The 25121-nt window shown below is 61.1% G+C and carries 24 protein-coding genes; 19 read left to right on the forward strand and 5 right to left on the reverse strand.

Features of this window, described 5'->3' with window-relative positions; all coding sequences use genetic code 11:
• The first annotated feature begins 258 nt into the window (after window positions 1-258).
• Complete coding sequence (locus tag ABH945_RS20355; protein ID WP_429251930.1) at window positions 259-612, forward strand: EamA family transporter; 354 nt, start codon at window positions 259-261, stop codon at window positions 610-612.
• Between the two features lie 173 nt (window positions 613-785).
• On the opposite strand, the gene ABH945_RS20360 is transcribed toward ABH945_RS20355, so the two are convergent.
• Window positions 786-1541, reverse strand: coding sequence for a response regulator (locus tag ABH945_RS20360; protein WP_429251710.1), 756 nt, complete (start codon window positions 1539-1541; stop codon window positions 786-788).
• 1452 nt (window positions 1542-2993) lie between these two features.
• On the opposite strand from ABH945_RS20360, the gene ABH945_RS20365 reads away from it, so the two are divergent.
• The 17 genes from ABH945_RS20365 to ABH945_RS20445 all read left to right on the forward strand — a co-directional run bounded on the left by ABH945_RS20365 (window position 2994) and on the right by ABH945_RS20445 (window position 19867).
• On the forward strand, window positions 2994-3305 hold the full coding sequence (locus ABH945_RS20365; RefSeq protein ID WP_083380104.1) for a hypothetical protein: 312 nt from the start codon (window positions 2994-2996) through the stop codon (window positions 3303-3305).
• Between the two features lie 377 nt (window positions 3306-3682).
• Complete coding sequence (locus tag ABH945_RS20370; RefSeq protein ID WP_429251711.1) at window positions 3683-6055, forward strand: bifunctional salicylyl-CoA 5-hydroxylase/oxidoreductase; 2373 nt, start codon at window positions 3683-3685, stop codon at window positions 6053-6055.
• A complete protein-coding gene (locus ABH945_RS20375) occupies window positions 6052-6828 on the forward strand; it encodes an SDR family NAD(P)-dependent oxidoreductase (RefSeq protein WP_429251712.1) in 777 nt (258 codons plus the stop codon). Before ABH945_RS20370 ends, ABH945_RS20375 begins: the two co-directional genes overlap by 4 nt.
• Window positions 6825-7385: a MarR family winged helix-turn-helix transcriptional regulator gene (locus ABH945_RS20380; protein ID WP_429251713.1), complete on the forward strand. Its 561-nt coding sequence runs from the start codon at window positions 6825-6827 to the stop codon at window positions 7383-7385. The genes ABH945_RS20375 and ABH945_RS20380 overlap by 4 nt, the downstream gene beginning before the upstream one ends.
• Window positions 7386-7410: 25 nt before the next feature.
• A complete protein-coding gene (locus ABH945_RS20385; RefSeq protein WP_429251714.1) occupies window positions 7411-8262 on the forward strand; it encodes an enoyl-CoA hydratase family protein in 852 nt (283 codons plus the stop codon).
• A 1-nt stretch (window position 8263) separates the two neighbouring features.
• Window positions 8264-9472, forward strand: coding sequence for an acyl-CoA dehydrogenase family protein (locus ABH945_RS20390; RefSeq protein ID WP_429251715.1), 1209 nt, complete (start codon window positions 8264-8266; stop codon window positions 9470-9472).
• Window positions 9469-9912, forward strand: coding sequence for an acyl-CoA thioesterase (locus ABH945_RS20395; RefSeq protein WP_074770771.1), 444 nt, complete (start codon window positions 9469-9471; stop codon window positions 9910-9912). The genes ABH945_RS20390 and ABH945_RS20395 overlap by 4 nt, the downstream gene beginning before the upstream one ends.
• Window positions 9909-10304 carry a RidA family protein gene (locus ABH945_RS20400; RefSeq protein WP_429251716.1) on the forward strand — a complete coding sequence of 132 codons (396 nt, stop codon included), beginning with the start codon at window positions 9909-9911 and terminating at the stop codon, window positions 10302-10304. The genes ABH945_RS20395 and ABH945_RS20400 overlap by 4 nt, the downstream gene beginning before the upstream one ends.
• Before the next feature lie 86 nt (window positions 10305-10390).
• Window positions 10391-12031 (forward strand): AMP-binding protein, encoded by a 1641-nt coding sequence (locus tag ABH945_RS20405; RefSeq protein WP_429251931.1) that lies wholly within the window; start codon window positions 10391-10393, stop codon window positions 12029-12031.
• Between the two features lie 24 nt (window positions 12032-12055).
• Complete coding sequence (locus ABH945_RS20410) at window positions 12056-13279, forward strand: dienelactone hydrolase family protein (RefSeq protein ID WP_429251717.1); 1224 nt, start codon at window positions 12056-12058, stop codon at window positions 13277-13279.
• Between the two features lie 113 nt (window positions 13280-13392).
• A complete protein-coding gene (locus ABH945_RS20415) occupies window positions 13393-14070 on the forward strand; it encodes a glutathione S-transferase (RefSeq protein WP_074770779.1) in 678 nt (225 codons plus the stop codon).
• Between the two features lie 169 nt (window positions 14071-14239).
• Complete coding sequence (locus tag ABH945_RS20420) at window positions 14240-15730, forward strand: DHA2 family efflux MFS transporter permease subunit (protein ID WP_429251718.1); 1491 nt, start codon at window positions 14240-14242, stop codon at window positions 15728-15730.
• An 80-nt stretch (window positions 15731-15810) separates the two neighbouring features.
• Window positions 15811-16644, forward strand: coding sequence for an AraC family transcriptional regulator (locus ABH945_RS20425; RefSeq protein ID WP_429251719.1), 834 nt, complete (start codon window positions 15811-15813; stop codon window positions 16642-16644).
• Window positions 16645-16997: 353 nt separating this feature from the next.
• Window positions 16998-18113: a SpoIIE family protein phosphatase gene (locus ABH945_RS20430; protein ID WP_074770783.1), complete on the forward strand. Its 1116-nt coding sequence runs from the start codon at window positions 16998-17000 to the stop codon at window positions 18111-18113.
• 14 nt (window positions 18114-18127) lie between these two features.
• A complete protein-coding gene (locus tag ABH945_RS20435; protein WP_074771241.1) occupies window positions 18128-18691 on the forward strand; it encodes a SiaB family protein kinase in 564 nt (187 codons plus the stop codon).
• An 18-nt stretch (window positions 18692-18709) separates the two neighbouring features.
• Window positions 18710-19096, forward strand: a complete 387-nt coding sequence (locus ABH945_RS20440; protein ID WP_074770784.1) for a DUF1987 domain-containing protein — start codon at window positions 18710-18712, stop codon at window positions 19094-19096.
• A gap of 12 nt (window positions 19097-19108) precedes the next feature.
• The gene (locus ABH945_RS20445) at window positions 19109-19867 is read left to right on the forward strand and encodes a GGDEF domain-containing protein (RefSeq protein WP_074770786.1); all 759 of its coding nucleotides are present in this window, start codon (window positions 19109-19111) and stop codon (window positions 19865-19867) included.
• A 213-nt stretch (window positions 19868-20080) separates the two neighbouring features.
• Here ABH945_RS20445 and thrS read toward each other — a convergent pair whose 3' ends face one another.
• Window positions 20081-21295: a threonine--tRNA ligase gene (thrS, locus tag ABH945_RS20450; RefSeq protein ID WP_429251720.1), complete on the reverse strand. Its 1215-nt coding sequence runs from the start codon at window positions 21293-21295 to the stop codon at window positions 20081-20083.
• 373 nt (window positions 21296-21668) lie between these two features.
• On the opposite strand from thrS, the gene ABH945_RS20455 reads away from it, so the two are divergent.
• Window positions 21669-22154 (forward strand): GNAT family N-acetyltransferase, encoded by a 486-nt coding sequence (locus tag ABH945_RS20455; RefSeq protein ID WP_074771243.1) that lies wholly within the window; start codon window positions 21669-21671, stop codon window positions 22152-22154.
• A gap of 60 nt (window positions 22155-22214) precedes the next feature.
• Here the strand turns inward: ABH945_RS20455 and ABH945_RS20460 are convergent, their stop codons facing one another.
• The 3 genes from ABH945_RS20460 to ABH945_RS20470 form a co-directional block, all read right to left on the reverse strand.
• The gene (locus ABH945_RS20460) at window positions 22215-22796 is read right to left on the reverse strand and encodes a flavin reductase family protein (protein WP_429251721.1); all 582 of its coding nucleotides are present in this window, start codon (window positions 22794-22796) and stop codon (window positions 22215-22217) included.
• Window positions 22797-22927: 131 nt separating this feature from the next.
• On the reverse strand, window positions 22928-23260 hold the full coding sequence (locus ABH945_RS20465) for a hypothetical protein (protein WP_074770789.1): 333 nt from the start codon (window positions 23258-23260) through the stop codon (window positions 22928-22930).
• A gap of 267 nt (window positions 23261-23527) precedes the next feature.
• Window positions 23528-25060, reverse strand: coding sequence for a PLP-dependent aminotransferase family protein (locus ABH945_RS20470; RefSeq protein ID WP_429251722.1), 1533 nt, complete (start codon window positions 25058-25060; stop codon window positions 23528-23530).
• Between the last annotated feature and the right edge of the window lie 61 nt (window positions 25061-25121).

A 25121-nucleotide genomic window follows, 5' to 3' on the forward strand; every position in this document is an offset into this window, starting at 1 on the left:
TCCTGAACCGCATTGGCTCGAAATGACCATCAACGTAAGAGCGACACTTGCGGCCGCAACGTCCGGTGCTTTGGTTAGTGCGGTCATGGTATCCACGAGAGCGGTCGCGGGTGAACTTTCGCCAGCCACGCTCGCCTTTCTGCGGTATCTGATCGGTATTGCGGTACTGGTCGGACCGACACGTCGTCTCACATAACCAGTCTTTTTGGGTTTTGCGCTCTGTTGGGCGCCAAGCTTGTCGGCGCAGTTACCAGTAACTTGTATCGCCCCTTTCTTCGTCGCTATCCGGCATTAACAACCTGTTTACTGGCGATGGGAGCCGCTGCTTTGTTGTTGAGCGGATATTGCTTACTAACGCGACAGCCGCTCATGCCGTCCCTCAAGGGTTTGCAATGGGCCAATATTTTATTCATCGGTCTTTCAAGCGGACCAGGATATTTTTGTTGGTTGTGGGCGCGGGCAAAGATGGATGCAAGTCGCGTCGTAGCATTTCAGGCATTGGGTCCGGTTACGGCCGCGATCATTGAACTAGTGAAAGCGGCCTGCTTGCCGTCACTCGCATTGGTGACGTCGCTTGTCATGGTCACGGCCGGACTAGTTTTGGCTACGTAAAAACAACGCCACGCAGACAATGACGCAACAGCGAAGTCAGCAACGTGACTGTAGGCATGACTCACCAAGGGCAAAACCGGCGTAAACGCGCAACCCTGATGACCGCTTCTTCGCAATCGGACACTGACAAGCGAAATGACGGATCTCCCCGCCCCTCGATTTCGACCGTCAAATCAGTGATTCGCCGGAGCATCTCGGCATTCTGGCCATCCGCAGCACACCACTGGAGTGAACATATATCCGCCTCCGCGGACTGTTCGAATGACGGATTCGCCGCTCACGTGCGTGTCGAGCTTGCGGCGAAGGCGGCCGACCTGAACATCGATGCTTTGACCGTAGGCTTCACAGGTTGAACCGCGAGCCATATCCAGTAACTGTTCACGGCTCAGTATCCGTTGCGGATGCTCGGCAAATACAAGCAGGATATCGAACTCATTACTCGACAGGATCGTCAACGTATTGTCTGTCGATCGAAGTTCACGTTTGGCGATGTCAAATCGCCAGTCAGCGAAAAGAAAGACTGGTCTTGTTGATGTGCTTCCTGCCGTGTATTCCGCATCTCTCGTCCTGCGCAAAACAGCCTTCACTCGCGCCAATAGCTTCCTCGCGTCGAAGGGCTTGACCAGGTAGTCGTCGGCGCCAATCTCAAGCCCCATGACTCTGTCGACGTGATCGGCAAACGCGGTGAGCATGATGACAGGTATCTTCGATGTGGCGCGCAGTTGCCGGCAGAGGCTGAACGCGTCCTCGCCCTCTAGCATGACGTCGAGGATAACGAGATCGACCGGCTGGCGTTCAATTGCAGCGAACAGCGTCTCTCCGTTGATCGCCGCGCTGACCTCATGGCCGTGCTTGCGGAAAAAGTCGGTCAGCAAGGACCTGATTTCCTCTTCGACATCAACTATTAGAATGTGCGGCATAAAAGTCATTTCCCAACGCTAGCCTGGATGGTGGCTTTCCTGATTTCGTCTGCCCATCGAGATTGGGGCCGGGGCGACATATTATGTCGGGGGTGAAATAAACAGCACGTCATACGTCGATTCCTGATCGTGCTTTGGTGCTGTTGATAGTTGATCGCTGGACTCGAGCGGATTCAGCGCAGCAAGCAGACAACCGAAAGATTATCGGCAGCCGCTAGAAGCTACTTTCCACGAAGTGAGCGGCGTGCTTCGTACGCACAGTGCTTCTACTATCCGAATCCCTCGTTCTACATCGATCTGGAAAACAATAGACGACCTCCCACGCCTGATCTGCGCTTAAGCGGATCGCAATCAGCGCAGCGCGAAAAAAAAATGGACGTGGGCAGCCGACGCTCGATCAGACGAAGATGTCGATGATACTTCCCAGCAGGCCAACCACTGGCGCTACCGCTATCGCGACAGTAACGATGTCACACGCGACGCTTACCAATGGATCGAGTGGATCCCAATCCGATGACTGGGCAACTGGCTGGTAGGACGGCCTGGTCCATTGGGTGTTAGTCACAGAGCCAATATTCAAGATAACCTCCCGGGAAACAAAAAATTGCCGACTTCGATCCAAAAGATCCCTCCAGAAGGAAGGATGCTTCAGAATATTTAAAAAGAAGGATTCAGAGATGTTCAGCGCAATCAACAATCATGTGTAGCCGGTCATAACAGTTCCGCGAACACCCGTTGAGTGTCGGCGACGGCATGTTGGGTGTGTCGGCAGCAAATGCCCGCGTGCCGTTTCGTGTTCGTCATCGGAATCTGGCAGCTTGCAAATAAGCGACGTTGTCGACGGGCTGGACTCGCGTTTCCGCGACCGGTCGATAAGGCGTAACTTCAGATTCAATAAATTCTGCCGATAAATCGTGCGTCGATGAATTGCAGATTACGCTGGAAATTTACCGAAATGATGAGCGCTTTGTTTCGTTGGGGCGCGCATTGTTTCCGCACTGCAATAATCGAAGCGAATAGCTGAAATCAAACGCAATGCCTGTTCAGATAACATCCATCTGCGTGACTGAGCACTCAATTCCATCTCTCACGATCAACGTGCGATCGATTTTTGGGCGATGCCACTAGCCGCTCTGTTGGCTTTGATTTGAGCGCTGCTGCCGGAAGTTAGCTCAATTACTTGTAGAACGATCCAACAATGGAAAATATTTGATGTTGAACAGGACTGTTGTGTGCTTGACGTTAAGTTGCATTCTTGCCGCATGCACGTCAGTCGACGCAGCTAGATATGCACCGTCCGTTGACAACCTTCAGGCCTTGAAGTCTTTGGGTCCAGTCGAAGGACGTATCGAACCGTTTGACGCACCGGAGACTCACGATAACCCTTATCCAGTCTTCTTACGCGCGGCCCGGATGCACTCGCCAGTCGGTGGATCGTTTGGTACCTACCTGTCAAACGCAATGGAGCAGGAATTTGCCGTTGCAGGGGACTTGTCGTCGCACGCGAAGTTCGAAGTAAGTGGAGTGCTACTGAAGAATGACATCGACGCACTAGGTTTTTCGCAGGGGCAGGGGATTATCTCGGCACGGTTTGTCGTGCGTCGCGGGTCGGACATTGTCTACGACAGCGTTAAGACCGCTATCGGCAATTGGGACTCGTCGCTTTTAGGTTTTGTGGCTGTTACTAATGCAACCCAGGCTTACCCACAGATCGTACAGACATTGTTGGCGAAACTTTATGCCGATCCTGTCTTCAGGAGCGCTATCCACTAGATGAGTGTTGATTTGCGCTGAATCCTGACCTACCTATGCAGTAATTTTGAGTGAACCCTGAGGCTGGACCGGACAAGGGCCGGAAAGCGATACGTTTGTTGGGCCTTCACTTGCAATCGCGCTAACGAGCTTCGCCCTCCGAATCCACCATCACCAACTTCGCCAGATTCCGCCGAATCTCCACTTCGTCCACTCAGGCGCCCCTTGAGCCTCGGACCACGAGGCGCCATGAATGACTTAATTCTCTAATGACTGACTTTATTCTCTCGGATCAACACAAGACATCTCCCCCCGGTCGGCCACCTCAATTTACTTGACATCTAAACTATCAAAGCCTAAATTAATCCCCACAGCAGAGTCCACATTGGGGAACAAGCATGCGCATTGTCTGTATCGGCGGCGGTCCGGCGGGGTTGTATTTCGGCCTTTTGATGAAGCGCCGCAACCCGGACTACGAAGTCACGGTCGTCGAGCGCAACCGTCCGTATGACACCTTCGGCTGGGGCGTCGTGTTCTCCGACCAGACGCTCGGCAACCTGCGCGCCGCCGACGCCCCTAGCGCCGATGCGATCCTCCAGGCATTCAACCACTGGGACGACATCGAAATAAATTTTCGCGGTGAGAAAGTCCGCTCGTCGGGCCACGGGTTTTGCGGCATCGGGCGCAAACGTCTGCTGAATATCCTGCAGGCGCGCTGCGAAGAACTCGGCGTCAAACTCGTTTTCGAAACCCAGGTCACAGACGACAGCGTCTACGAAGCCGATCTGATCATCGCGTGCGACGGCCTGAACAGCGCGGTCCGCCAGAAATACGCCACCACCTATCAACCCGATATCGATCTGCGCGACTGCCGCTTTGTGTGGCTCGGCACGAAAAAGCTTTTCGACGCCTTCACCTTCGCTTTCGAAGAAACCGAATTCGGCTGGTTCCAGGCACACGCTTATCGCTTCGACGACCAGACATCCACCTTCATCGTCGAAACACCGGAGCGCGTGTGGCGCGCCGCCGGTCTCGACGAAATGAGCAAGGAAGACAGCATCGCGTTCTGCGAGAAGCTGTTCGCGAAGTATCTCGACGGCAACGCGTTGTTATCGAACGCGGCGCATTTACGCGGCTCGTCACAATGGATCCGCTTTCCGCGCGTGGTCAATGGCGAGTGGGTGCACTGGCGCGACAACGCCGACGGCTCGCAAACGCCGGTCGTCCTCATGGGCGACGCCGCGCACACCGCGCACTTTTCGATCGGCTCGGGTACCAAGCTCGCACTCGAAGACGCCATTGAACTCGCGAACAGCATCGGCGCGCATCCCGGTGATTTAGCCGCCGCGCTGAAGCACTACACGGACGTGCGCAGCATCGGCGTATTGCGCATTCAGAACGCCGCGCGCAATTCGACCGAATGGTTCGAGCATGTCGATCGCTATACGTCATTCGAGCCGGAACAGTTTGCGTATTCGCTTCTCACTCGCTCGCAGCGCATCTCGCACGAAAACCTGCGTGAACGCGACGCGCATTATCTGTCCGGCTTCGAAGACTGGCTCGCAAAACGTTCAGGTGTCGAGCGTGCCCCGCAAACGCATTCGGTCCCGCCGATGTTCACGCCGTTCAAACTGCGCGGCGTCACGCTGAAAAACCGCGTTGTCGTGTCGCCAATGGCGCAGTATTCAGCCGTCGACGGGATCGCCGGCGACTATCACCTGATGCACCTCGGCGCGCGCGCGATGGGCGGGGCCGCGCTGGTGATGACGGAGATGACCTGCGTGTCGCCCGAAGCGCGCATCACGCCGGCGTGCCCTGGCATGTACGCACCCGAACATCTCACTGCATGGAAGCGCATCGTCGATCTCGTACACGCGCAGTCGGATGCGAAGATCGGCATTCAGCTCGGCCATTCCGGCGCTAAAGGGTCGACGCGTGTCGCGTGGGAAGGCATCGATCAACCGCTCACCGAGGGCAACTGGCCACTCGTGTCGGCCTCGCCGCAACAGTATCTGCGGGACGTCAGCCAGCTTTCGCACGAAGCCACTCAGGGAGAGTTGCGTGAAATCGAGGCGCAATTCGTCCGCGCTACGCAGATGTCGGCAGAGGCCGGTTTCGACTGGCTCGAATTGCACTGCGCGCACGGCTATTTCCTGTCGAGCTTCCTGTCTCCGCTGACCAATCATCGCACCGACGAATACGGCGGTTCACTCGACAACCGTCTGCGTTATCCACTGCAGGTGTTCAACGCGATTCGCGCAGTGTGGCCGCAAGACAAGCCGATTTCCGTGCGTATTTCTGCGACCGATTGGGTCGAAGGCGGCACGACACCCGACGACGCCGTGCAGATCGCGCGCGCATTCAAGGCCGCTGGTGCGGACATGATCGACGTGTCGTCGGGTCAGGTCAGCAAGGCGGAAAAGCCGGTGTATGGCCGCATGTTCCAGACGCCGTTCGCCGATCGCGTGCGTAACGAAGCAGGCATCGCGACCATCGCAGTCGGCGCGATTTCGGAAGCGGATCACGTGAACAGCATCATCGCTGCGGGTCGCGCCGATCTCTGCGCGATTGCGCGTCCGCATCTGGCGAATCCGTCGTGGACGCTGAATGAGGCCGCAAAAATCGGCTATTTCGATGTGATGTGGCCGAAGCCCTACACCGCCGCGAAGTCGCAACTCGAACGCAATCTGGAACGCGAGCGCGCGCAAGCTGCCGCGAATGCCGGGCTGTCTGCACAGGAACGCGCGCAACGCGCCGAGGGAACTACGTGAACACACCCACTCAATCGACGCTCGCGGGACAACACGCCGTCGTCACTGGCGGCGGCAGCGGCATTGGCGCGGCCATCGCCGAAGCACTGCTGCGCGCAGGCGCGCGTGTCACGTTGATGGGCCGCAACGTGCAACGCCTCGATACGCAGCGCGAGAAATGCAGCGTGCTCGGGGACGTCGCGTGTATCGGTGTCGACGTCACGCAGGAGGAGTCGGTTGCCGATGCGTTCGAGCAGGCGGGTTCCGTTGACATCCTCGTCAACAACGCGGGTCAGGCGCAAGCCGCGCCTTTCACGCACACCGACGTGGCGTTGTGGCGGCGCATGCTCGACGTGAACCTCACCGGTGTGTTTCTCGGCACGCGAGCGGTGCTGCCCGGCATGCTCGAACGCGGTCACGGCCGCGTCGTCAATGTCGCCAGCACGGCGGGGCAAACCGGTTATGCGTACGTCGCCGCATACTGTGCCGCGAAACATGGCGTGATCGGACTCACCCGATCGCTCGCGCTCGAAGTCGCGACCAAAGGCATCACTGTCAACGCAGTTTGCCCCGGCTATACGGAAACCGAACTGCTGCAGGCATCGCTCGAACAGATCACCAGCAAAACCTCGCGCACCGAACAGCAGGCGCGCGAAACCTTGCTGCGCTCGAATCCCCAACATCGCTTCGTGAGTCCCGAACAGGTCGCCAACAGCGTGCTCTGGTTGTGCCAGCCCGGTTCGGACGCTATCACGGGGCAATCCATTTCCATCTCTGGTGGAGAAGTCATGTGACCAAGTCATCGAATGTAAAAAAGGCCGCGGGTGCGGCCGAAACGAAACCGCCGCGCAAAGGCATCGCCAAACCTGCGGAGAATGTCGTGGACCTCGAAATGAGTACGGGCGCGGACAGTCATATGGGTCTGCGTTTGTGGCTGCGCATGCTGACCACCACCAACCTCGTACAGGCCGAATTGCGCAAGCGTCTGCGTAACGAATTCGACACGACGTTGCCGCGATTCGATCTGATGGCGCAACTCGAACGTCAGCCTGAAGGTTTGAAGATGACCGAGTTGTCGCGCCGTTTGATGGTGACCGGCGGCAACATCACCGGCATTACGGATCAGCTTGAAAAGGAAGGCCTGGTTTCGCGCGACACCGATCCGAACGACCGTCGTTCGATCAGCGTATGCCTGACCCCGGCCGGCCGCAAAGCGTTCGACAAAATGGCGGTCGCGCACGAGCAGTGGGTCGTCGAATTGTTCGGCGGCCTGAGCCTCGACGACAAGTCGCGCACGCATCAGCGCCTTGGCAAGCTCAAAAAACATCTGCTCGACAGTCTGAAAGACTGACGCGCGCGGAACCGGAGGAGACACCATGACACGATCCAACGCCGACGCGCTGCTGGCCGGCAACCGCCTGACGCTCGCGAATTACGAGGCGCAGCACTTCGGCTGGTCGGTGACGGGCAAGGTCGCGACGATCACGCTGAACCGCCCGGAGCGCAAGAACCCGCTGACGTTCGAATCGTATGCGGAGTTGCGCGACCTGTTCCGCAATCTCGCTTATGCGACCGACGTCAAGGCCGTGGTGATCCACGGCGCGGGCGAGAATTTCTGTTCCGGCGGCGACGTGCACGACATCATCGCGCCGTTGATCGATCTGCCGATGCCGGAACTGCTGCTCTTTACGCGCATGACCGGCGACCTCGTCAAGGCCATGCGCCATTGCCCGCAACCGGTCATCGCCGCAGTCGATGGCGTTTGCGCGGGCGCTGGTGCAATTCTCGCGATGTCGTCCGACATGCGCCTCGGCACTGCACGCAGCAAGCTTGCGTTCCTGTTCTCGCGCGTCGGCCTCGCCGGTTGCGATATGGGCGCATGCGCGATCCTGCCGCGCATCATCGGCCAGGGACGTGCTGCCGAATTGCTGTTCACCGGCCGTTCGGCGAGTGGCGACGAAGGTCATGCATGGGGCTTCTACAACCGCCTTTGCGAACCGTCGGCGCTCGTCGACGAGGCGCAGAAACTCGCCGCCGATCTCGCCGCCGGACCGACGTTCGCGCACGGCATCACGAAGAAAATGCTGCATCAGGAATGGAGCATGAGCATCGACGAAGCGATCGAATCGGAAGCGCAGGCACAGGCCATCTGCATGAGCACACGCGATTTCGAGCGCGCATACAGCGCGTTCGCGGCGAAGTCCCGTCCCGTATTCGAAGGAGACTGAGTTGAGCGCCAACCACAACATCGATCTGCATGGCGCGCTGGCGTGGCCGTTTTTCGAGCCGCGTCATCGCGAACTCGCCCAAGGCATCGAAGCATGGTGTAGCAAGAATCTCACGCACGAAGATCACACAGACGTGGACGCAACCTGCCGTCATCTGGTACGCGAACTTGGCGCTGCGGGCTGGCTGAAATATGGCGTGGGCGGCGTCGCCTACGGCGGTCACGGCGACACGATCGACACGCGCGCCGTCTGTCTGTTGCGGGAAACGCTCGCCAAACATTCGGGTCTCGCCGATTTCGCCCTGGCCATGCAAGGCCTCGGCTCGGGTGCGATCTCGCTCGGCGGCACGCATGAGCAGAAGTCGCACTATCTGCCGCGCGTCGCAAACGGCACCGCGCTCGCCGCGTTCGCCTTGTCGGAGCCGGAAGCGGGATCGGATGTCGCCGCGATGGCTTTGTCCGCGCGAGAGGACGGCGACGCGTACGTGCTCGACGGCGATAAAACGTGGATTTCGAACGGCGGCATCGCCGATTTCTACGTCGTATTCGCACGAACCGGCGAAGCGCCCGGCGCGCGCGGCATCAGCGCATTCATTGTCGACGCCGATACGCCGGGGCTCGAGATCGCTGAACGTATCGACGTCATCGCGCCGCATCCGCTCGCGCGACTGCATTTCGCCGGCGCTCGCGTGCCGCGCAGCCAGATGCTTGGCGCACCCGGCGAAGGCTTCAAACTCGCCATGCGAACTCTTGATATTTTCCGCACGTCGGTGGCGGCGGCATCGCTGGGTTTCGCGCGTCATGCGATGGCCGAGGGCCTCGCGCGTGCGTCGTCGCGCAAGATGTTCGGGCAGACGCTCGGCGATTTTCAACTGACGCAGGCCAAGCTCGCGCAAATGGCGTTGACCATCGACAGCAGCGCGTTGCTCGTCTATCGCGCCGCGTGGTTGCGCGATCAGGGCGAAAACGTCACCCGTGAAGCCGCGATGGCGAAGTGGCACGCGAGCGAAGGCGCGCAGCAGGTGATCGACGCGGCCGTGCAACTCTTTGGCGGCATGGGCGTGCAGAGTGGCACCGCTGTCGAGATGCTGTACCGCGAGATTCGTGCGCTGCGCATTTACGAAGGCGCGACCGAAGTGCAGCAACTGATTATCGGTCGCGATCTGTTGAAGGTGCACGCTGCCGCCGCCGCGAAGGAAAACACGCAATGAGCGCGTCATTCGAAAGGCCCGTGCAAATCCGCTTCTCGCATTGCGATCCGGCGGGCATCGTGTTCTTTCCGCAATATCTGGTGATGACCAACGCTCTGGTCGAAGACTGGTTCAACGAAGGCCTTCACATCGACTACGCGAACCTGATCGCGCGGCGACGCGTCGGTCTGCCCATCGTCAAACTCGACTGCGAGTTTTCGCGGCCGAGCCAGATGGGCGAAACGATCCTGCTGACCTTGCGCGTGACCGCGATTGGCCGCCGTTCGATCAGCATCGATATCGTCGGCCATTGCAACGGCGAGACACGCTTCAGCGCGAAGCAGGTACTCGTCACCACGTCGCTCGAAGCCGGCAAGTCGATCGATATTCCCGCCGACATCGCGAGCGCGCTCGCGACGTTTGCTCCACAGCCCGATTCCACCGAGGCGCATCGTTCATGAAAAAAGCTCTCCTTCCCGAAGGCTGGATCAAGCCGCGCGGCTACGCGAACGGCGTCGCCGCCACCGGCACGCAGGTTTTTATCGCCGGGCAGATTGGCTGGGATGAACAGGCCCGCTTCCAGACCACCGACTTCGCCGCGCAAGCCATTCAGGCGCTCAAGAACGTCGTCGCCGTGCTGCACGAAGCAGGCGGCAAACCAGAGCACCTGGTGCGGCTGACGTGGTACGTCACCGACAAACGCGAATATCTCGCGTCGCTGAAAGACATTGGCCGCGCGTTTCGCGAGTTGATCGGCGACTACGACATTGCGATGAGCGCGGTCCAGGTCGTCGCGCTCATCGAAGACGAAGCGAAGGTCGAGATCGAAGCGACCGCCGTAATCCCGCAGTAAGCGGCCCCGAAGAACCCGCAGGACCGAACGCAGCCCACTACGCCAACCGAAGCGCATTCAGCCGGCTCAACGCCCGGAGACCCATGATGGAACCGTCAGCACACGTCGATACTTTCGCGCGCGACAATCTTCCGCCGCAGGATCAATGGCCCGTTTTTCTGCTCGACAACCCGGACGTGGCTTACCCCGCGCGTCTGAATTGCGCAACCGAACTGCTCGACGGAACGATCGAAGCGGGTCATCGTGACCGCCCTGCGATCTGGTCGCTGGTGGACGACAAGCCTTGCGTCACCACATACGGCGAGTTGCTCGCACTGGTGAACCGGACCGCGCACGTACTGGTCGACGAAATGGGATTGCGGCCCGGCAACCGCGTTTTGCTGCGCGGGCCGAATACGTTGCAGATGGCTGTCGCCGCGCTCGCCGCGCTGAAAGCGGGTCTCGTCGCGGTGCCGACCATGCCGTTGCTGCGCGCGAAAGAATTGAAGCAGATCATCGACAAGGCACAGGTTAGCGCGGCACTCTGCGACGCGCGCCTGACCGACGAGCTCGCGCGTTGCACCGACCCAGCCGACGAGTTTCATTGCCCGACGCTAAAGCAAACGCGCCTGTTCCACGACGACGCCGCCGATTCGCTCGATACGCTCGCGATCAACAAGCCCTCTGATTTCACCGCATGCGACACCGCGGCCGACGACGTCTGCCTGATCGCGTTCACCAGCGGCACGACCGGCGCACCGAAAGGCTGCATGCATTTTCATCGCGACGTACTGATGATGTGCGACCTGTTCCCACGTCACGTGCTCAAGCCTTCGTCGAACGATATTTTTTGCGGCACGCCGCCGCTCGCCTTTACGTTCGGCCTGGGCGGGCTGTTGTGCTTTCCGCTGCGCGTGGGGGCGTCCACCGTGCTGATCGAGAAGCTCTCGCCCGAGACGTTGCTGCAAACCGTCGAACGCTTTCAAGCAACCATCATGTTCACCGCGCCGACCTTCTACCGGCAAATGGCACCGCTCGTTTCTCACCACGACGTGTCGAGCCTGAAGAAAACCGTGTCGGCGGGCGAGGCGTTGCCGGACTCGACGCGACTGCTGTGGCACAACGCGACCGGCATCGACATGATCGACGGAATTGGCGGCACCGAGTTGATCCACATTTTCATTTCGGCGCAGGGCGACGCGATCCGACCGCATGCGATTGGCCGTGCAGTGCCGGGCTACGTGGTGCGGGCCGTCGACGACGCGATGCAGCCCGTGCCGCCCGGCACGGTCGGCAAACTCGCGGTACGCGGCCCGACCGGCTGCCGCTATCTCGCCGACGAAAGGCAGTTGAACTTCGTGCGCGACAGCTGGAATCTGCCGGGCGATTCGGTCTATCTCGACGAAGACGGCTACGTGTTCTACCAGGCCCGCGCCGACGACATGATCGTCTCCGCCGGCTACAACATCTCCGGTCCCGAAGTGGAAAGCGTGCTGCTGCAGCACGATGCGGTGTCCGAATGCGGCGTGGTGGGCGTCGCAGACGAAACCCGAGGGCAGATCGTCAAGGCATTCGTCGTGCTCAACCCAGGTTTTGGAGCCGACGACAAACTGGTCGCGCAACTGCAGGATTTCGTGAAAAATAGCGTGGCGCCGTATAAATACCCACGCGTGATCTCTTTCGTCGATGCCTTGCCGCGCACCGAAACCGGCAAGCTCAAACGCTTCGAGTTGCGCAAGATGACATAAACCACTCACCCCACGAGGCATCGCATGGCTGGCTCTTTCATCGAAGTCGTCGCGCAGGATGGCGGCCGTTTCAACGCTTATGTCGCGCGCCCCGCGCAAGGTTCGGGTCCGGGACTCGTGCTGTTGCAGGAGATTTTCGGCGTCAACGATACGATGAAGGCGACCGCCGACCGCTATGCCGAAGAAGGCTATGTGGTGCTCGTGCCGGACCTGTTCTGGCGCATCAAACCTGGCATCGACCTCGGCTACGGCGAAGCCGACATGCAGCAGGCGCTTGGCTATCTCGGCAAATTCAATACCGATCTCGCCGTCGACGATATCGCAGCCACCGTCGCCGCGTTGCGCGCACTGCCCGAGCAGGCGGGCAAGGTCGGCGCGGTCGGCTATTGCCTCGGCGGCAAGCTCGCGTTTCTGAGCGCGGCGCGCACCGACGTGGACTGCGCGGTCAGCTATTACGGCGTCGGCCTCGAAGCGTACCTCGACGAAGTGCCCGCGATTCGCTGCCCGATGGTGTTCCACTTCCCCGAAAACGACGCGCATTGTCCGCCGGAAACGCGCGAGCGAATCAGCGCGGCGCTGCGCACGCGTCCGCAAATCGAGCAATACGTGTACGCCGGTTGCGATCACGCGTTCGCGGCGCCCGCCCGTGCGCAATACGACAAACCAGCTGCCATGATGGCGTATTCGCGTACGCTCGCGTTGCTGCGCAAAGTGCTCGGCCCGGTCTACGATCTGAACGCGTTGTGGGAAGCGCATTGCTATCACGAGTTCGCCACGCGCGACGTCGATGCAGTCATGCCGACCATGGTCGCGCAACCGTACGTCAACCATGTTCCGACGATGACCGGCGGTGTCGGCCATGACCGACTCAAGAGCTTCTATACGCATCACTTCGTCAACTCGAATCCGGTCGACACGAAGCTGATTCCGATTTCGCGCACCATCGGTTCCGACCGTATCGTCGACGAATTCATTTTTAGCTGCACGCATACCTGCGAAATCGACTGGCTGCTGCCGGGCGTCGCGCCCACCGGCAAGTATTTCGAAGTGCCGATGCTGGCCGTCGTCTGTTTCCGCGGCGACAAGCTTTATAACGAGCACATCTACTGGGATCAGGCTTCGGTGCTCGTCCAGGTCGGCCTGCTGAACCCTGAGGGATTGCCGGTAGCGGGCATCGAAAGCGCCCGCAAGCTGCTCGATGAAACGCTGCCTTCGAACGCGCTGATGGGCAGCAAGGCGCGGGCCTGAGCGCGGGCGTGGCATAGGTAAGGCTTCGGGATACCGGGGTGGTGCAACTAGAGCCCCGCCTCGGCACATCATCCCTATGATGTGACACTTCACAGGCCAACCTCCTTCGACCCATGCTGACTGTCCATCATCTGAATAACTCCCGCTCGCAACGCGTGTTGTGGCTGCTCGAAGAACTCGGCGTCCCGTACGAGATCAAGCGTTATCAGCGCGATCCGAAAACGATGCTCGCGCCGCCTGAGTTGCGCGCGGTGCATCCGCTCGGCAAGTCGCCCGTTATTACCGACGACGGACAGACCATCGCGGAATCGGGCGCGATCATCGAATATCTGATCGGTAAATATGGACAGGGGCGCTTCGCTCCGGCAGCGGGCACGCCCGAGCATCTGCGTTACACGTACTGGCTGCATTACGCGGAAGGCTCCGCGATGCCGCCGCTGCTGCTGAAACTGGTCGCGTTGCGCATTGCGGGTGCGCCGATGCCGTTCTTCGCCAAACCGATTGCGCGCAAGATCGCGGCCACATTGCAATCCAGTTTCATCGATCCGCAATTGAAGCTGCACCTCGGCTATATCAATACGGAATTGAGCAGGACCGGCTGGTTCGTCGGCGACGATTTCACGGCCGCCGACGTGCAGATGAGCTTCCCGCTCGAAGCCGCGACCGCGCGCGGCGGAATGGAAGGCCAGATTCCCGCGATAACCGCGTTCCTGAAACGCATTCACGCGCGGCCGGCGTACCAGCGCGCGCTCGAGCGCGGCGGCAAGTACGAAATCGTCGGCGGCGATTGAAACGCGCGCCGCACGCCACGCGCCGCCCAGGATTTCGTAGTTGTGACGCAAAACTGGCCGGTGCTAGACTGAAAAATTCCCTGTTCTCAATCTCAATCGATTGCCGACGCGTCGCCGCGCGGCGGCATGTCCTGAACCCTCTTCAGGCGCGCGGCCAAGGAGCGTCTGCATGACCCATCATTCCATCCACGGCAGGCAGCGCTGGCTAGCACTGATCGTGCTGTGTCTCGGCGTGCTGATGATCGTGCTCGACACGACCATCGTCAACGTCGCGTTGCCGTCCATCGCGGCGGATCTCGGCTTCACCGAAACCTCGCTGGTCTGGGTCGTCAACGCATACATGCTGACCTTCGGCGGCTGCCTGCTGCTCGGCGGGCGGCTCGGCGATCTGTACGGCCACCGCAAGCTGTTCCTCGGCGGCATCACGTTGTTCACGCTGGCGTCGCTCGCTTGCGGCATGGCGAACTCGCAGATCCTGCTGGTGGCCGCACGGGCCGTGCAGGGGTTGGGCGGTGCGATCGTCTCCGCGGTGTCGCTGTCGCTGATCATGAATCTGTTCACCGAATCCGGCGAGCGCGCGAAAGCAATGGGCGTGTACGGCTTCGTTTGCGCGGGCGGCGGCAGCATCGGCGTGCTGCTCGGCGGCTTGCTGACCAACCTGCTTAGCTGGCACTGGATTTTTCTGGTCAATCTGCCCATCGGCATCGCTGTCTACGCGCTATGTGTCGCGCTGCTGCCGTCCGCGCGCGGCCACGCTCACGGCGAGCGGCTCGACGTGGCCGGCGCGGTCACGGTCACGGCCTCGCTGATGCTGGCGGTCTACGCGGTCGTGAACGGCAACGAAGCAGGCTGGACGTCCGTGCAGACGCTCGGCTTGTTGTTCGTCGCGCTCGCGCTACTCGCCGCGTTCCTGGTCATCGAGGCACGCGTCCAGCATCCGTTGATGCCGCTCGGCCTGTTCGGCCTGCGCAATGTCGCCACCGCGAACGTGGTCGGCGTGCTGTGGGCCGCGGCGATGTTCGCGTGGTTCTTCATCTCAGCGCTGTATCTGCAACGCGTGCTCGGTTACCGGCCGTTGCAGGTCGGGCTGGCGTTCCTGCCCGCCAATCTGATCATGGGATTCTTCTCGCTCGGGCTGTCGGCGCGGGTGGTCATGCGCTTTGGCCTGCGCCGTCCGCTAGCGGTCGGTCTGCTGGTGGCGGCGTGCGGTCTCGCGCTGTTCGCGCGCGCACCGGTCGACGGCAGCTTCGTGCCCGACGTGTTGCCCGGCATGATCCTGCTCGGCTTCGGCGCGGGCATCGCATTCAACCCGATGCTGCTCGCGGCCATGAGCGATGTCGATCCGGGCGATTCGGGGCTTGCGTCCGGCATCGTCAATACGTCGTTCATGATGGGCGGTGCGTTGGGGCTTGCTGTGCTGGCCAGTCTTGCCGCTGCGCGCAGTGACGCGATGCTGGCGTCGGCGGGCGCGACGGCGGCGCTCAATAGCGGCTATCACCTGGCCTTCCTGTGCGGCGCGATTTTCGCGGCGGCTGCGGGCGTGCTGGGCGGCTTGCTATTGCGGCCAGGTCAAGCCAGTGGCGCGGACGCTCACGGTGCGCCTGCAGCGTCGGAACCATCCCGCGCGGCCGGCAACGAAAGGGCAGCGGAGAACTATTGAGCGCTGCAAAACCGCAAGCGCGATCAAATGCGTGAAGCGGTCATTGGCTAAGCTGGTTCCATGCAGACACGAGAGTCGTCATGAACCCGGTTGGAAAAGCGCTGTGGTTTATCGAAAGTCACTTTGCGCAGGCGTTGACGCTCGACGACATTGCTAGCTGCGGATGCGTGTCGCGCTTTCACCTCGCGCGCGCTTTCGAAGCGGCGACCGGGTTTCCGGTCATGCGCTACGTCCGCGCGCGCCGCCTGAGCGAAGCCGCGCGGCGGCTCGCAGACGGTGCGCCGGATATCCTGGCTGTCGCGCTCGACGCCGGTTACGGCTCTCACGAAGCATTCACGCGCGCGTTTCGCGAGCAGTTCGGGCTGACGCCTGAAGCACTGCGCGCGCGAGGCCATCTCGACAATCTCGTCATCGTGGAGCCGATCAAAATGGACCAAACTCTTCTTTCTCATCTGGAGCCGCCTCGTTTCGAAGACGGCAAGCCGTTTCTCGTCGCCGGTCTGAACGAGCGCTATTCGTGCGACACCAGCACCGCGATTCCATCGCAATGGCAGCGCTTCGGGCCGTACTTCGGCAAGGTGCCGACGCAAGTGGGCAACGTGGCCTACGGCGTGTGCTACAACGCGGACGATGCCGGCAACTTCGACTACCTGTGCGGTGTCGAGGTCAGCGATTTTTCGACGCTGCCGGCGGAGCTGAACCGTTTGCGGATTGCCGCGCAAAGGTACGTCGTGTTCACGCATCGCGATCATATTTCGACGATACGCCGCACCATGAACACGATCTGGAATCAGTGGCTGCCTGCGTCGGGGCATGTGCCAGCCGATGCGCCGATGTTCGAGCGATACGACGAAAAGTTCGATCCGGTCAGCGGGATGGGCGGGTTGGAAATATGGTTGCCGCTCAGGAGCTGAGTCAGCCGTCGCGCCATCAAAACAACACCCTCACCACCGACGCTGCAACCACCGGACACGCGCGTTGACGGCCGATTCGCGGTTGTAATCAAACCGAAAACGTTTGCCGGGCACTTTTGCGCGCAGCCGCCCAATACAGCGTCATTTTGATTATTTCCTCTAATCATCATATTTAACAAAAACGACATAAAGAGCGATTAGCGTGCTGGTTTCCTTGTCCAACGGGTAGCCCTGCCATGCATCCCGCGCTCGCGCATTTTGGTCGCTCTGGTGTCTCCGGAAGCCCGCGTTGCGCAGGCGATCTATGCCAGGAATTTCCCGCTATCGATGCAGCCGATACGAACGCATCGGCGATGGAAATTTTCTACTCGCGGCGGGACATGATCAGCCTCGCGGTGCTGGAAAGCGGCCGCCCGATCGGACTGATCAACCGGGATATCCTGCTGTCGCAGATGAGCAAGCCGTTTCACCGCGAGCTTTACGACAAGAAGAGTTGTATCGCGTTCATGGACAAGGAGCCGCTCATCGTCGACGCGGACATGAGCATCGAGGCGCTCACGTTCAAGACAGTCGAAGTGGGTGAAAAGGCGCTGTCCGACGGCTTCATCGTGACGCGCGCAGGGCACTTCGTCGGACTGGCCAGCGGCGTTCAGCTACTGGGCGCGGTGGCGGAAATCCAGGCGGAGAAGAATCGCCAGATCATGCAGAGCATCGAATATGCGAGCGTGATCCAGCAAGCCATGTTGCGGGCGTCGCGCGACATGCTGTCGACGACGCTGCCGGATGCGGCGCTGGTCTGGGAACCGCGCGATGTCGTCGGTGGCGACTTCTACCACTTCGCTTCATTTGCCGACGGCTGGTTCGGCGCCGCCGCCGACTGCACGGGGCACGGCGTGCCCGGCGCGTTCATGACGCTGCTGGCGTCGGCTTCGTTGTCGCAGGCGCTCGAAAAACTCGGCCCGCGCGATCCGGCCGCGCTGCTCGCGGCCGTGAATCGCAACGTCAAGGGATTGCTGGGCCAGGTGCATGGAGAAGGTGAATCGCCGCAGTCGAACGACGGCCTCGACGCCGCTTTCTTCTGGTTCGACGCCGCCCATCGGCAACTGTATTTCGCCGGCGCACGCATCGCGCTACACGTTTTGCGGCCGGATGCCGACCACTTCGAGAGCATGGCATGCGACCGCATGGGCGTCGGTTACGTCGACAGTCTCGCGGACTATACGTGGGCCTTGAGCCACGTTTCGCTGCCGCCGGGAAGCCTGCTGTTCGTGTCGACAGACGGGCTGATCGACCAGATCGGCGGTCCGCGAAAGATTTCTTTTGGACGGCGCCGCGCGCTCGATTACATCGTCGCGCACCGTACCCAACCGCTAGCCGCGCTATGCGAAGGACTGCAACGCGCATTGGCTGACTGGCAAGGCGCGCAGACGCGCCGCGACGATGTCATGCTTTTCTTTGCACGCGTTTAAGGTAGTTAATGAAAATGTTCGAACTTTCCGACCAGGATCGCGCGTTTTTCGATCTCGCTCAAAGACGTAATCTGATTTTTTATCACAAGGGCTACTTCTCCCACAGCATCGTCGCGGCAATGAGCGAGGTTGTGAAGCTGCAACTGGAAGTAGCGGGAATCAGCGCGCCTATCCGGCGAAAACTGTTTTCGTCCTTTATCGAAATCGCGCAGAATATCGTTCACTATTCGTCCGACGCACTCGTCGAAGGATTGGACAACGGTGGCGCGATACGCGAGGGCGCGGTGTGCATCAGCTACGACGGCGAGCGCCATCTGATGCTGTGCATGAATCCTGTTGCGACAACCGCCGTGGACGATCTGCGCAAGCGGCTCGAGCCGCTGCGCAATATGTCGCTCGAAGAAATCAAGCAGGCATACAAACAGACGCTGCGCGCCGACACGCCGGAAGAAAGCAAAGGCGCCGGGCTCGGCTTCCTGACGATGGCTCGCGACGCGAGCGCGCCGCTGGAATTCGCTTTTCATCCGCGCGCCGATGCTCCCGACACCACACTGTTTTGCCTGAAGACCATCATCTGATTACGATGAACAAGCGCCATGGATAACTTTTATATTGCGGCCACGTCGACGTCGCCGGAAGTCGATTTCAGATTCGACCAGAACGTGCTGACGCTCAGAGGCGAGTCGTATCCCGAGAATGCGGCGGCGTTTTACGCGCCTGTCATCGAGCAGCTTCGCACTTACCTCGCAGGCTGCAACGATAGCTCGATCACCGTGGACGTCACGCTGACCTACTTCAACAGTTCGAGCACGAAGATGCTGTTCAGCGTGTTCGATGCGCTGGACGAAGCGGCATCGTCGGGAAATCGCGTGCTGGTGAACTGGTTCCGCGATGCCGAGGACGAAACAATTCTCGAATTCGGCGAGGAATTGCAAGCCGACTTCACGGCGATCCAGTTCACCGATTGTCCGGTTGCGACGTAAGGAAGGTAAACGGTGCCTTCAACTGTCTCTTTGAACTCCGCTTCGAACGACGCCCCTGATCTGTTCCAGAACGAGAGCGAGGCGCTGGAGAAGGCACGCGAAATTTACGCGGACGCCAGCGCCGACCCTCACGCATGCCACCAGGCGCTGGGCGAGCTGATCGGGCATTACGAGCGTTTGATGCGCGAAACGCGCCGTTTGATCGGCCGCAGCGACCGCGCCGAGCGCGAGATGCATGCGCTCACGCAACAACTGCAATATCGCGCGACCCACGACGCGTTGACCGACGTGCTGAACCGCAGCGCGGTGATCGAACGCACGAGCAAGGCGCTGCGCATCGACCGCGCGGTGATGATCCTGCTCGACATCGACGACTTCAAAAAGGTCAACGACGATTTTGGGCATCCGGTCGGCGATGCGGTGATTCTCGGCATCGTCGATTGTCTGCGGCGGATCGTCGGCGAGCGGGGCCTCATTGGCCGGGTGGGCGGCGAAGAGTTCACGGTGCTGTTGCCGGGCCACGATCTCGCCGATGCACTCGATCTGACCGATGAAATGCGTGTGGCCATTCGCAATCACGTCTTTGAGCCGCCGGTGAATCGCCGCATAACGGCCAGTTTCGGCGTGAGCGCCAACGAGGCGCGGACCGACTTCGATACCGCGTACGGGCTCGCGGATTCCGCGCTGTACAAGGCCAAGCGAGGCGGGCGGGACCGGGTGGAATTCGCCGATCCGCTATCGGCGTCGCCCGTCACGCCGCAAGCGGAGTGACGGGCCTGCACTTGCTCTACCTCTGAACCGCCACTGGCTGCTGAGCGGTCCGCCTGAATCTCTGCGCGACGATCACACCGACCAGCGCGGTGCCGCCGCCCAGCAGGTGATAGGGATGCAAGGTCTCGCCGAGCCGCTCGACTACCGCGCCGGTTCTAGCGTCCGCTTCGAACCGGAACGACGAGGAACCAGGCTCGAAGCGAACGCCGTGCTTCAAGGCCGAGGAGGAACAACCGGCGCCAACGCGGCCAGCCGCAAATACTCGACACCCTCCGCAAAAGCAAACGACAACTGCTTTCCATCGCGCAGCCGCACGCTGATCGTCCGCTCACGCTGATCGCGCGAACCTAGCGCAACCAGAATCGGTATCTGCTTCTCGCGTGCATCGACGATCTTCTTTTCCAGCCGCTCGGGCCGGCTGTCGAGGCTTGCCCTGATACCTGCGTCGTCGAGTGCCTGCATCAACTCCTGCGCGTAGTCCACGTTCGCGTCGCTGATCGTGGCGACGACAACCTGATCGGGCGCGAGCCATACCGGCAACCATCCTTCGTGATGCTCGAGCAGCATTGCGATAAACCGCTCCATGCTGCCGAGTACCGCGTGATGAATCATCACGGGACGCTCGCGTTCATTGCGTTCGTTGACGAACTCCGCGTCGAGCCGCTCGGGCAGCACGAAGTCGAGTTGGACCGTGCCGCATTGCCAACTGCGCTCGCGGCTGTCGAGCAAATGAAATTCGAGTTTGGGCCCGTAAAAAGCGCCCTCTCCTTCGAGAATCTCGAACTCCAGACCGGCGGCACGCGCGGCGTTGGCCAATGCCTCTTCCGCGCGATCCCACATTTCGTCGCTGCCCGCTCGCAGCGCCGGACGCGTAGCAAGCGCGACCTTGAACGCGGGAAAACCGAGGTCCGCGTAGATCGTGCGCAGCAGCGAACAGAAGCGGCCCACTTCGGCTTCGATATGCGCATGCGCGCAAAACACGTGGGCGTCGTCCTGCACAAAAGCGCGCGTGCGCTTCAAACCTTCGAGCGATCCCGACGGTTCATCGCGATGACATGCGCCGAATTCGCTATACCGCACCGGCAACTCGCGATACGAACGCACACGCTGATTGAACACCTGCACATGACACGGACAACTCATCGGTTTCAGACAAAGCGCGCGGCCTTCTTCGGCATCCGCGAGCGAGTACATGGCCGCACCGAACTTGTCCCAGTGACCGCTCTTTTCCCATAGCGAACGCGCCAGCAATTGCGGCGTGCGAATTTCGCGGAAGCCCGCGCGACGCATGCGCACCCGCACGTAATCCTCGAGCACGCGATACAGCTCCCAGCCTCTCGGATGCCAGAAGACCATGCCTGCGCCTTCTTCCTGCTGATGAAAAAGATCCAGCTTATTGCCTAGAACACGATGATCGATGTTGTCCACGGTGACGCTCCATTTGAACGGATAGTGCGGTTGATGCAAAGAGATGCCGCAAACGGAGGTCCAGAAACGACAAAGGCCCCGTCCGTTTCCGGCGGGGCCTTGGGTGGTTTGCCACAGCTTCGTGCTTCTAGCGTGCGCAACCTCCAGACGACCCGCCGGTGAAGGTGGTCGTCGTGGTGGTGACAGCAGCGAAGGGAATCGAGTGGAAGTCCATGGATCGACGATAAACGATCGGACCGTGCGGCGTCAATCTTCAATCGTGGAACTCGCTGCCACGATGTTGCGATAAGCGCTACGATAGATGCCCGATCCGAAGCAGAGAGACGTGTTTCTGCGACTTCGATCCGCCACGCCAATTACCGGGTACCTTGCCTTGACTATTCACATCCGCCCCGCCAATACGTCCGACGCTGCGTTGATTCTTCGCTTCATCACCGAACTCGCGGTGTACGAAAAAGCGGAGCACGAAGTCGTCGCAACCGTCAAAGATATCGAAGCGAGTCTGTTCTCCGCGAGCTCGTCGGCGAAATCGCTGATCTGCGAGATGAACGGCGAGCCCGTCGGCTTTTGCGTGTACTTCTTTTCGTATTCGACGTGGCTCGGCAAACAGGGGTTGTATCTGGAAGACCTGTACGTGTCCCCGCAATCGCGTGGCAGCGGCGCGGGCAAACAGATGCTGCGCCACCTCGCGCGCATTGCCTGCGAAACCGGCTGCGGCCGCTTCGAGTGGAGCGTGCTCGACTGGAACGAGCCGGCCATCGGCTTCTATGAATCGATCGGCGCGAGCGCGCAGAGCGAGTGGGTGCGCTATCGCCTCGCCGGGGACGCGTTGACGGCGTTTGCCGAAGGCGCTAACTGAGCGGGTCTGCGCATCAAGTGGATATCAAGCGGCCCGGTCGATGAGCCGCTTGCACAAAAATCATTCCACCGACGCACTCACCGGTGTCACTTCGAAAGCCTCACCGGTTGCAAAGAAGCTGCCGCCCGCCACGTAATGGCAGGTGCGCAATTCGGGATCGTCGCCGAAGTGCCAGCGGTTGTTCGAATACACGCGGCTGTCCGCATACGCGGCGACCACCTCGCCGATGATCATGTCGTGCCGCTGGCTATCGTCCGGAATCACCTTGCATTCCATCCACGTGATGCAGCCGGCCAGCATCGGCACGTCGATCTCCTGAGCCGGAAATGTTTCGAGCCCGAATGCGGAGAACTTGTCGAGTTCCGCGCCCGCGTTGGTGCCCACGGCGAGCGTCTGTGCGGCGAATCCGCGGCTCGGCAGTTGCAGGCCGAATACGCCGCTGCCCTCGATCAATTGCCGCGTCAGCGTGCGGCTGTCGACGATCACGACGACCTTGGGCGGATTGAAATCGAGCGGCATCGCCCACGACGCCGCCATCACGTTGGTGCGACCGCCGTGCGCGCTGGTGATGATCGTGACCGGCCCATGATTCAGCAATTGCGTAGCCCGCGACAACGCCACGGGTTCTCGGGTGACTTTCATACGTCCTTGTTTGGGTGAGACGGTAAGAGGGTAAAACGGCGACAGCGATCACGAAGATGGTAGCGGGACCGCGCCCGGAGGGCGGGAGAGCGCTCAGGGCGGCGACCCGCGAGCCGCCGCCCGGGGATCACTCAATCTGGGGCTTTACCGTTGGGCACGGCGTCCAGCGGCTTGTGCTGTTCTTCGCCGAGTCCGGGGAAGAATGCGTTCCATGCGGCGCGCACGCCCTGGGCCGCGGTGGCCTCTGCGCTAATCGATTCGGCCTCGCCCTCGGCGGCTTTCGATGGGTCTGCGGACAATCCGCGCCAGTGCGTGAACACCAGCAACGGTTTCTCGGTCCACACGCCCTCGCCGAATTTCGCAAACGCCGTGTCCCCGCTCGTCAATTGCACCTCGTACCAGCCTTCGTGAACAGGCGTGTGGGCGTCAAGCTCAAACCACGGGGTCGGTTCGATTTCCTTCATGTCGTCTCCGGTCAGATAAATCGTCAAGGTAGCTACAACAAAGGTTTGCTTCATGGCCCGCGCACCGGGCCTGCAACGTGACCGGCATGACGCCTGTCATGCGATGTTGCGGTGCGGTATGCAGGGCATGATCTGCGCGACGTTCCGGCGAAAATCGGTTTGCCGGAACCGGCGCGCATAAGCGACACGATAGCGCGACATGGGGCGCGCGGACAAATTCAAAAGTGCAAGCAACGCCGCGGGGCGCTAGGGCGGCGCTCTGCGCGGTCAGCGTAGCCGGCGGGTTCGTACTTTCGACGCGCTTTGCGAGCGCGCTTCCTTCCCGCTCATATCGCGCGCCAGCGAGGCTAACGTGTGAACAGCAGGCGCGAGTTGTTCGGCGGCGGTATTGCCGTAGCCGATCACCAGCCCGTTCGTCGCCGGACCGGGATGCAACGCGAAGCTCGACAGCGCGCGCGGATTCAGTCCCTCAGCGCGCGCCCGTTCGGCAAGGGTTCGATCGTCCAGAGCCGGCGGCAGCCGAAGCGTCAGATGCATCCCGCAGTCGCCGCCGAGAATCTGCGCCGGCGCGAAATGCGCGGCGAGCGCGTCGCGCAGCGCCTGCTGACGCTCGCGATACAGCCGTCGCATGCGCCCGAGGTGCCGCCCGAATTCGCCGCTTTCGATGAATCTCGCCAGCGCCAGTTGCTCCAGCCGATGCCCGCCGCGCAGCATTTCCTGCAACGCGACGGCAGTCCGTCCGGCAATCGCGCGCGGCAGCACCACGAAGCCGATCCGCAGCGCCGGAAACATCGTCTTGCTGAACGAGCCGACGTACAGAACCGGCGCATCGTCGACGAGACCCTGCATGCTGGCAATCGGCTCACCGGTATGACGAAACTCGCCGTCGTAGTCGTCCTCGATCAGCCACGCGCCGCTGCGCCGCGCCTGCTCGATCAACGCGAGACGACGCGCGACCGACAACACCGCGCCGGTCGGATACTGATGCGCGGGCGACGTGTAGATCAGCTTCGGCGGATGCGCGAGCCACGCGCCGGGCGCCACGGCCATGCCCTCGGCGTCGACGGGAACCGGCAGCATGCGCAGATCGCCGAGATTGAACGCCGCCTTCGCGCCGCGATAACCGGGATCCTCGACCCATGCGGTATCGCCGGGATTCGTGAAGAGCCGCACGCACAGGTTCAGCGCCTCCTGCGCGCCCTCGGTGATCACCACCTGCGCCCCTTCGCAGCGCACGCCGCGCGCCATCCGCAGATGCGCGGCAATCGCGTCGCGCAACGCCGGTTCGCCCGTCGGCTCGCCGTAGCCGAGCGCAAGGGGCAACGCGTGCTCCATCGAACGTTCGAGCGCGCGCCGCCACGCGGTCAGCGGAAAGCGGTCGAGCGCGGGCGTACCGGGCGTCAGCGGGAACGTGTTGTCGGCGTGCGTGCGGGTCGCTGCGAACTGGCCGACTCGCGTCGCGTACGCGACCTCCGGCGCGACGGGCTGCCCGGTCATCTCGCCGTCGCGCACGCTGGAACCCGACAGCGGATTCACGCGCGTGCCTTGCTGATCCGCGATGACATAACCGACCGCCGCCAAATGCTCGTACGCGATCACCACGGTGTTGCGCGACACGCCCATCTCGACCGCGAGCAACCTCGACGAGGGCAGCAGCGAGCCTGCCGGCAGGCGGCCGTTGAGAATCGCCTGCTGAAGCCGCTCGATCAGCTGCTTTTGCAGCGGTGCGGGTTTTTGAGTGCTGCTGCCTAGGTTCGCTGCGTCGGCGGAACGGAGCAGCGGGCCGATGATCTCGATCATGCTGGTGGACCTATCAAATCGATCAATCGTGGATCTTTTGAACATACCACGTTTGACGTAT

The sequence above is a fragment of the Paraburkholderia sp. GAS333 genome, from assembly GCF_050435665.1.
Classification (GTDB): domain Bacteria; phylum Pseudomonadota; class Gammaproteobacteria; order Burkholderiales; family Burkholderiaceae; genus Paraburkholderia; species Paraburkholderia fungorum_A.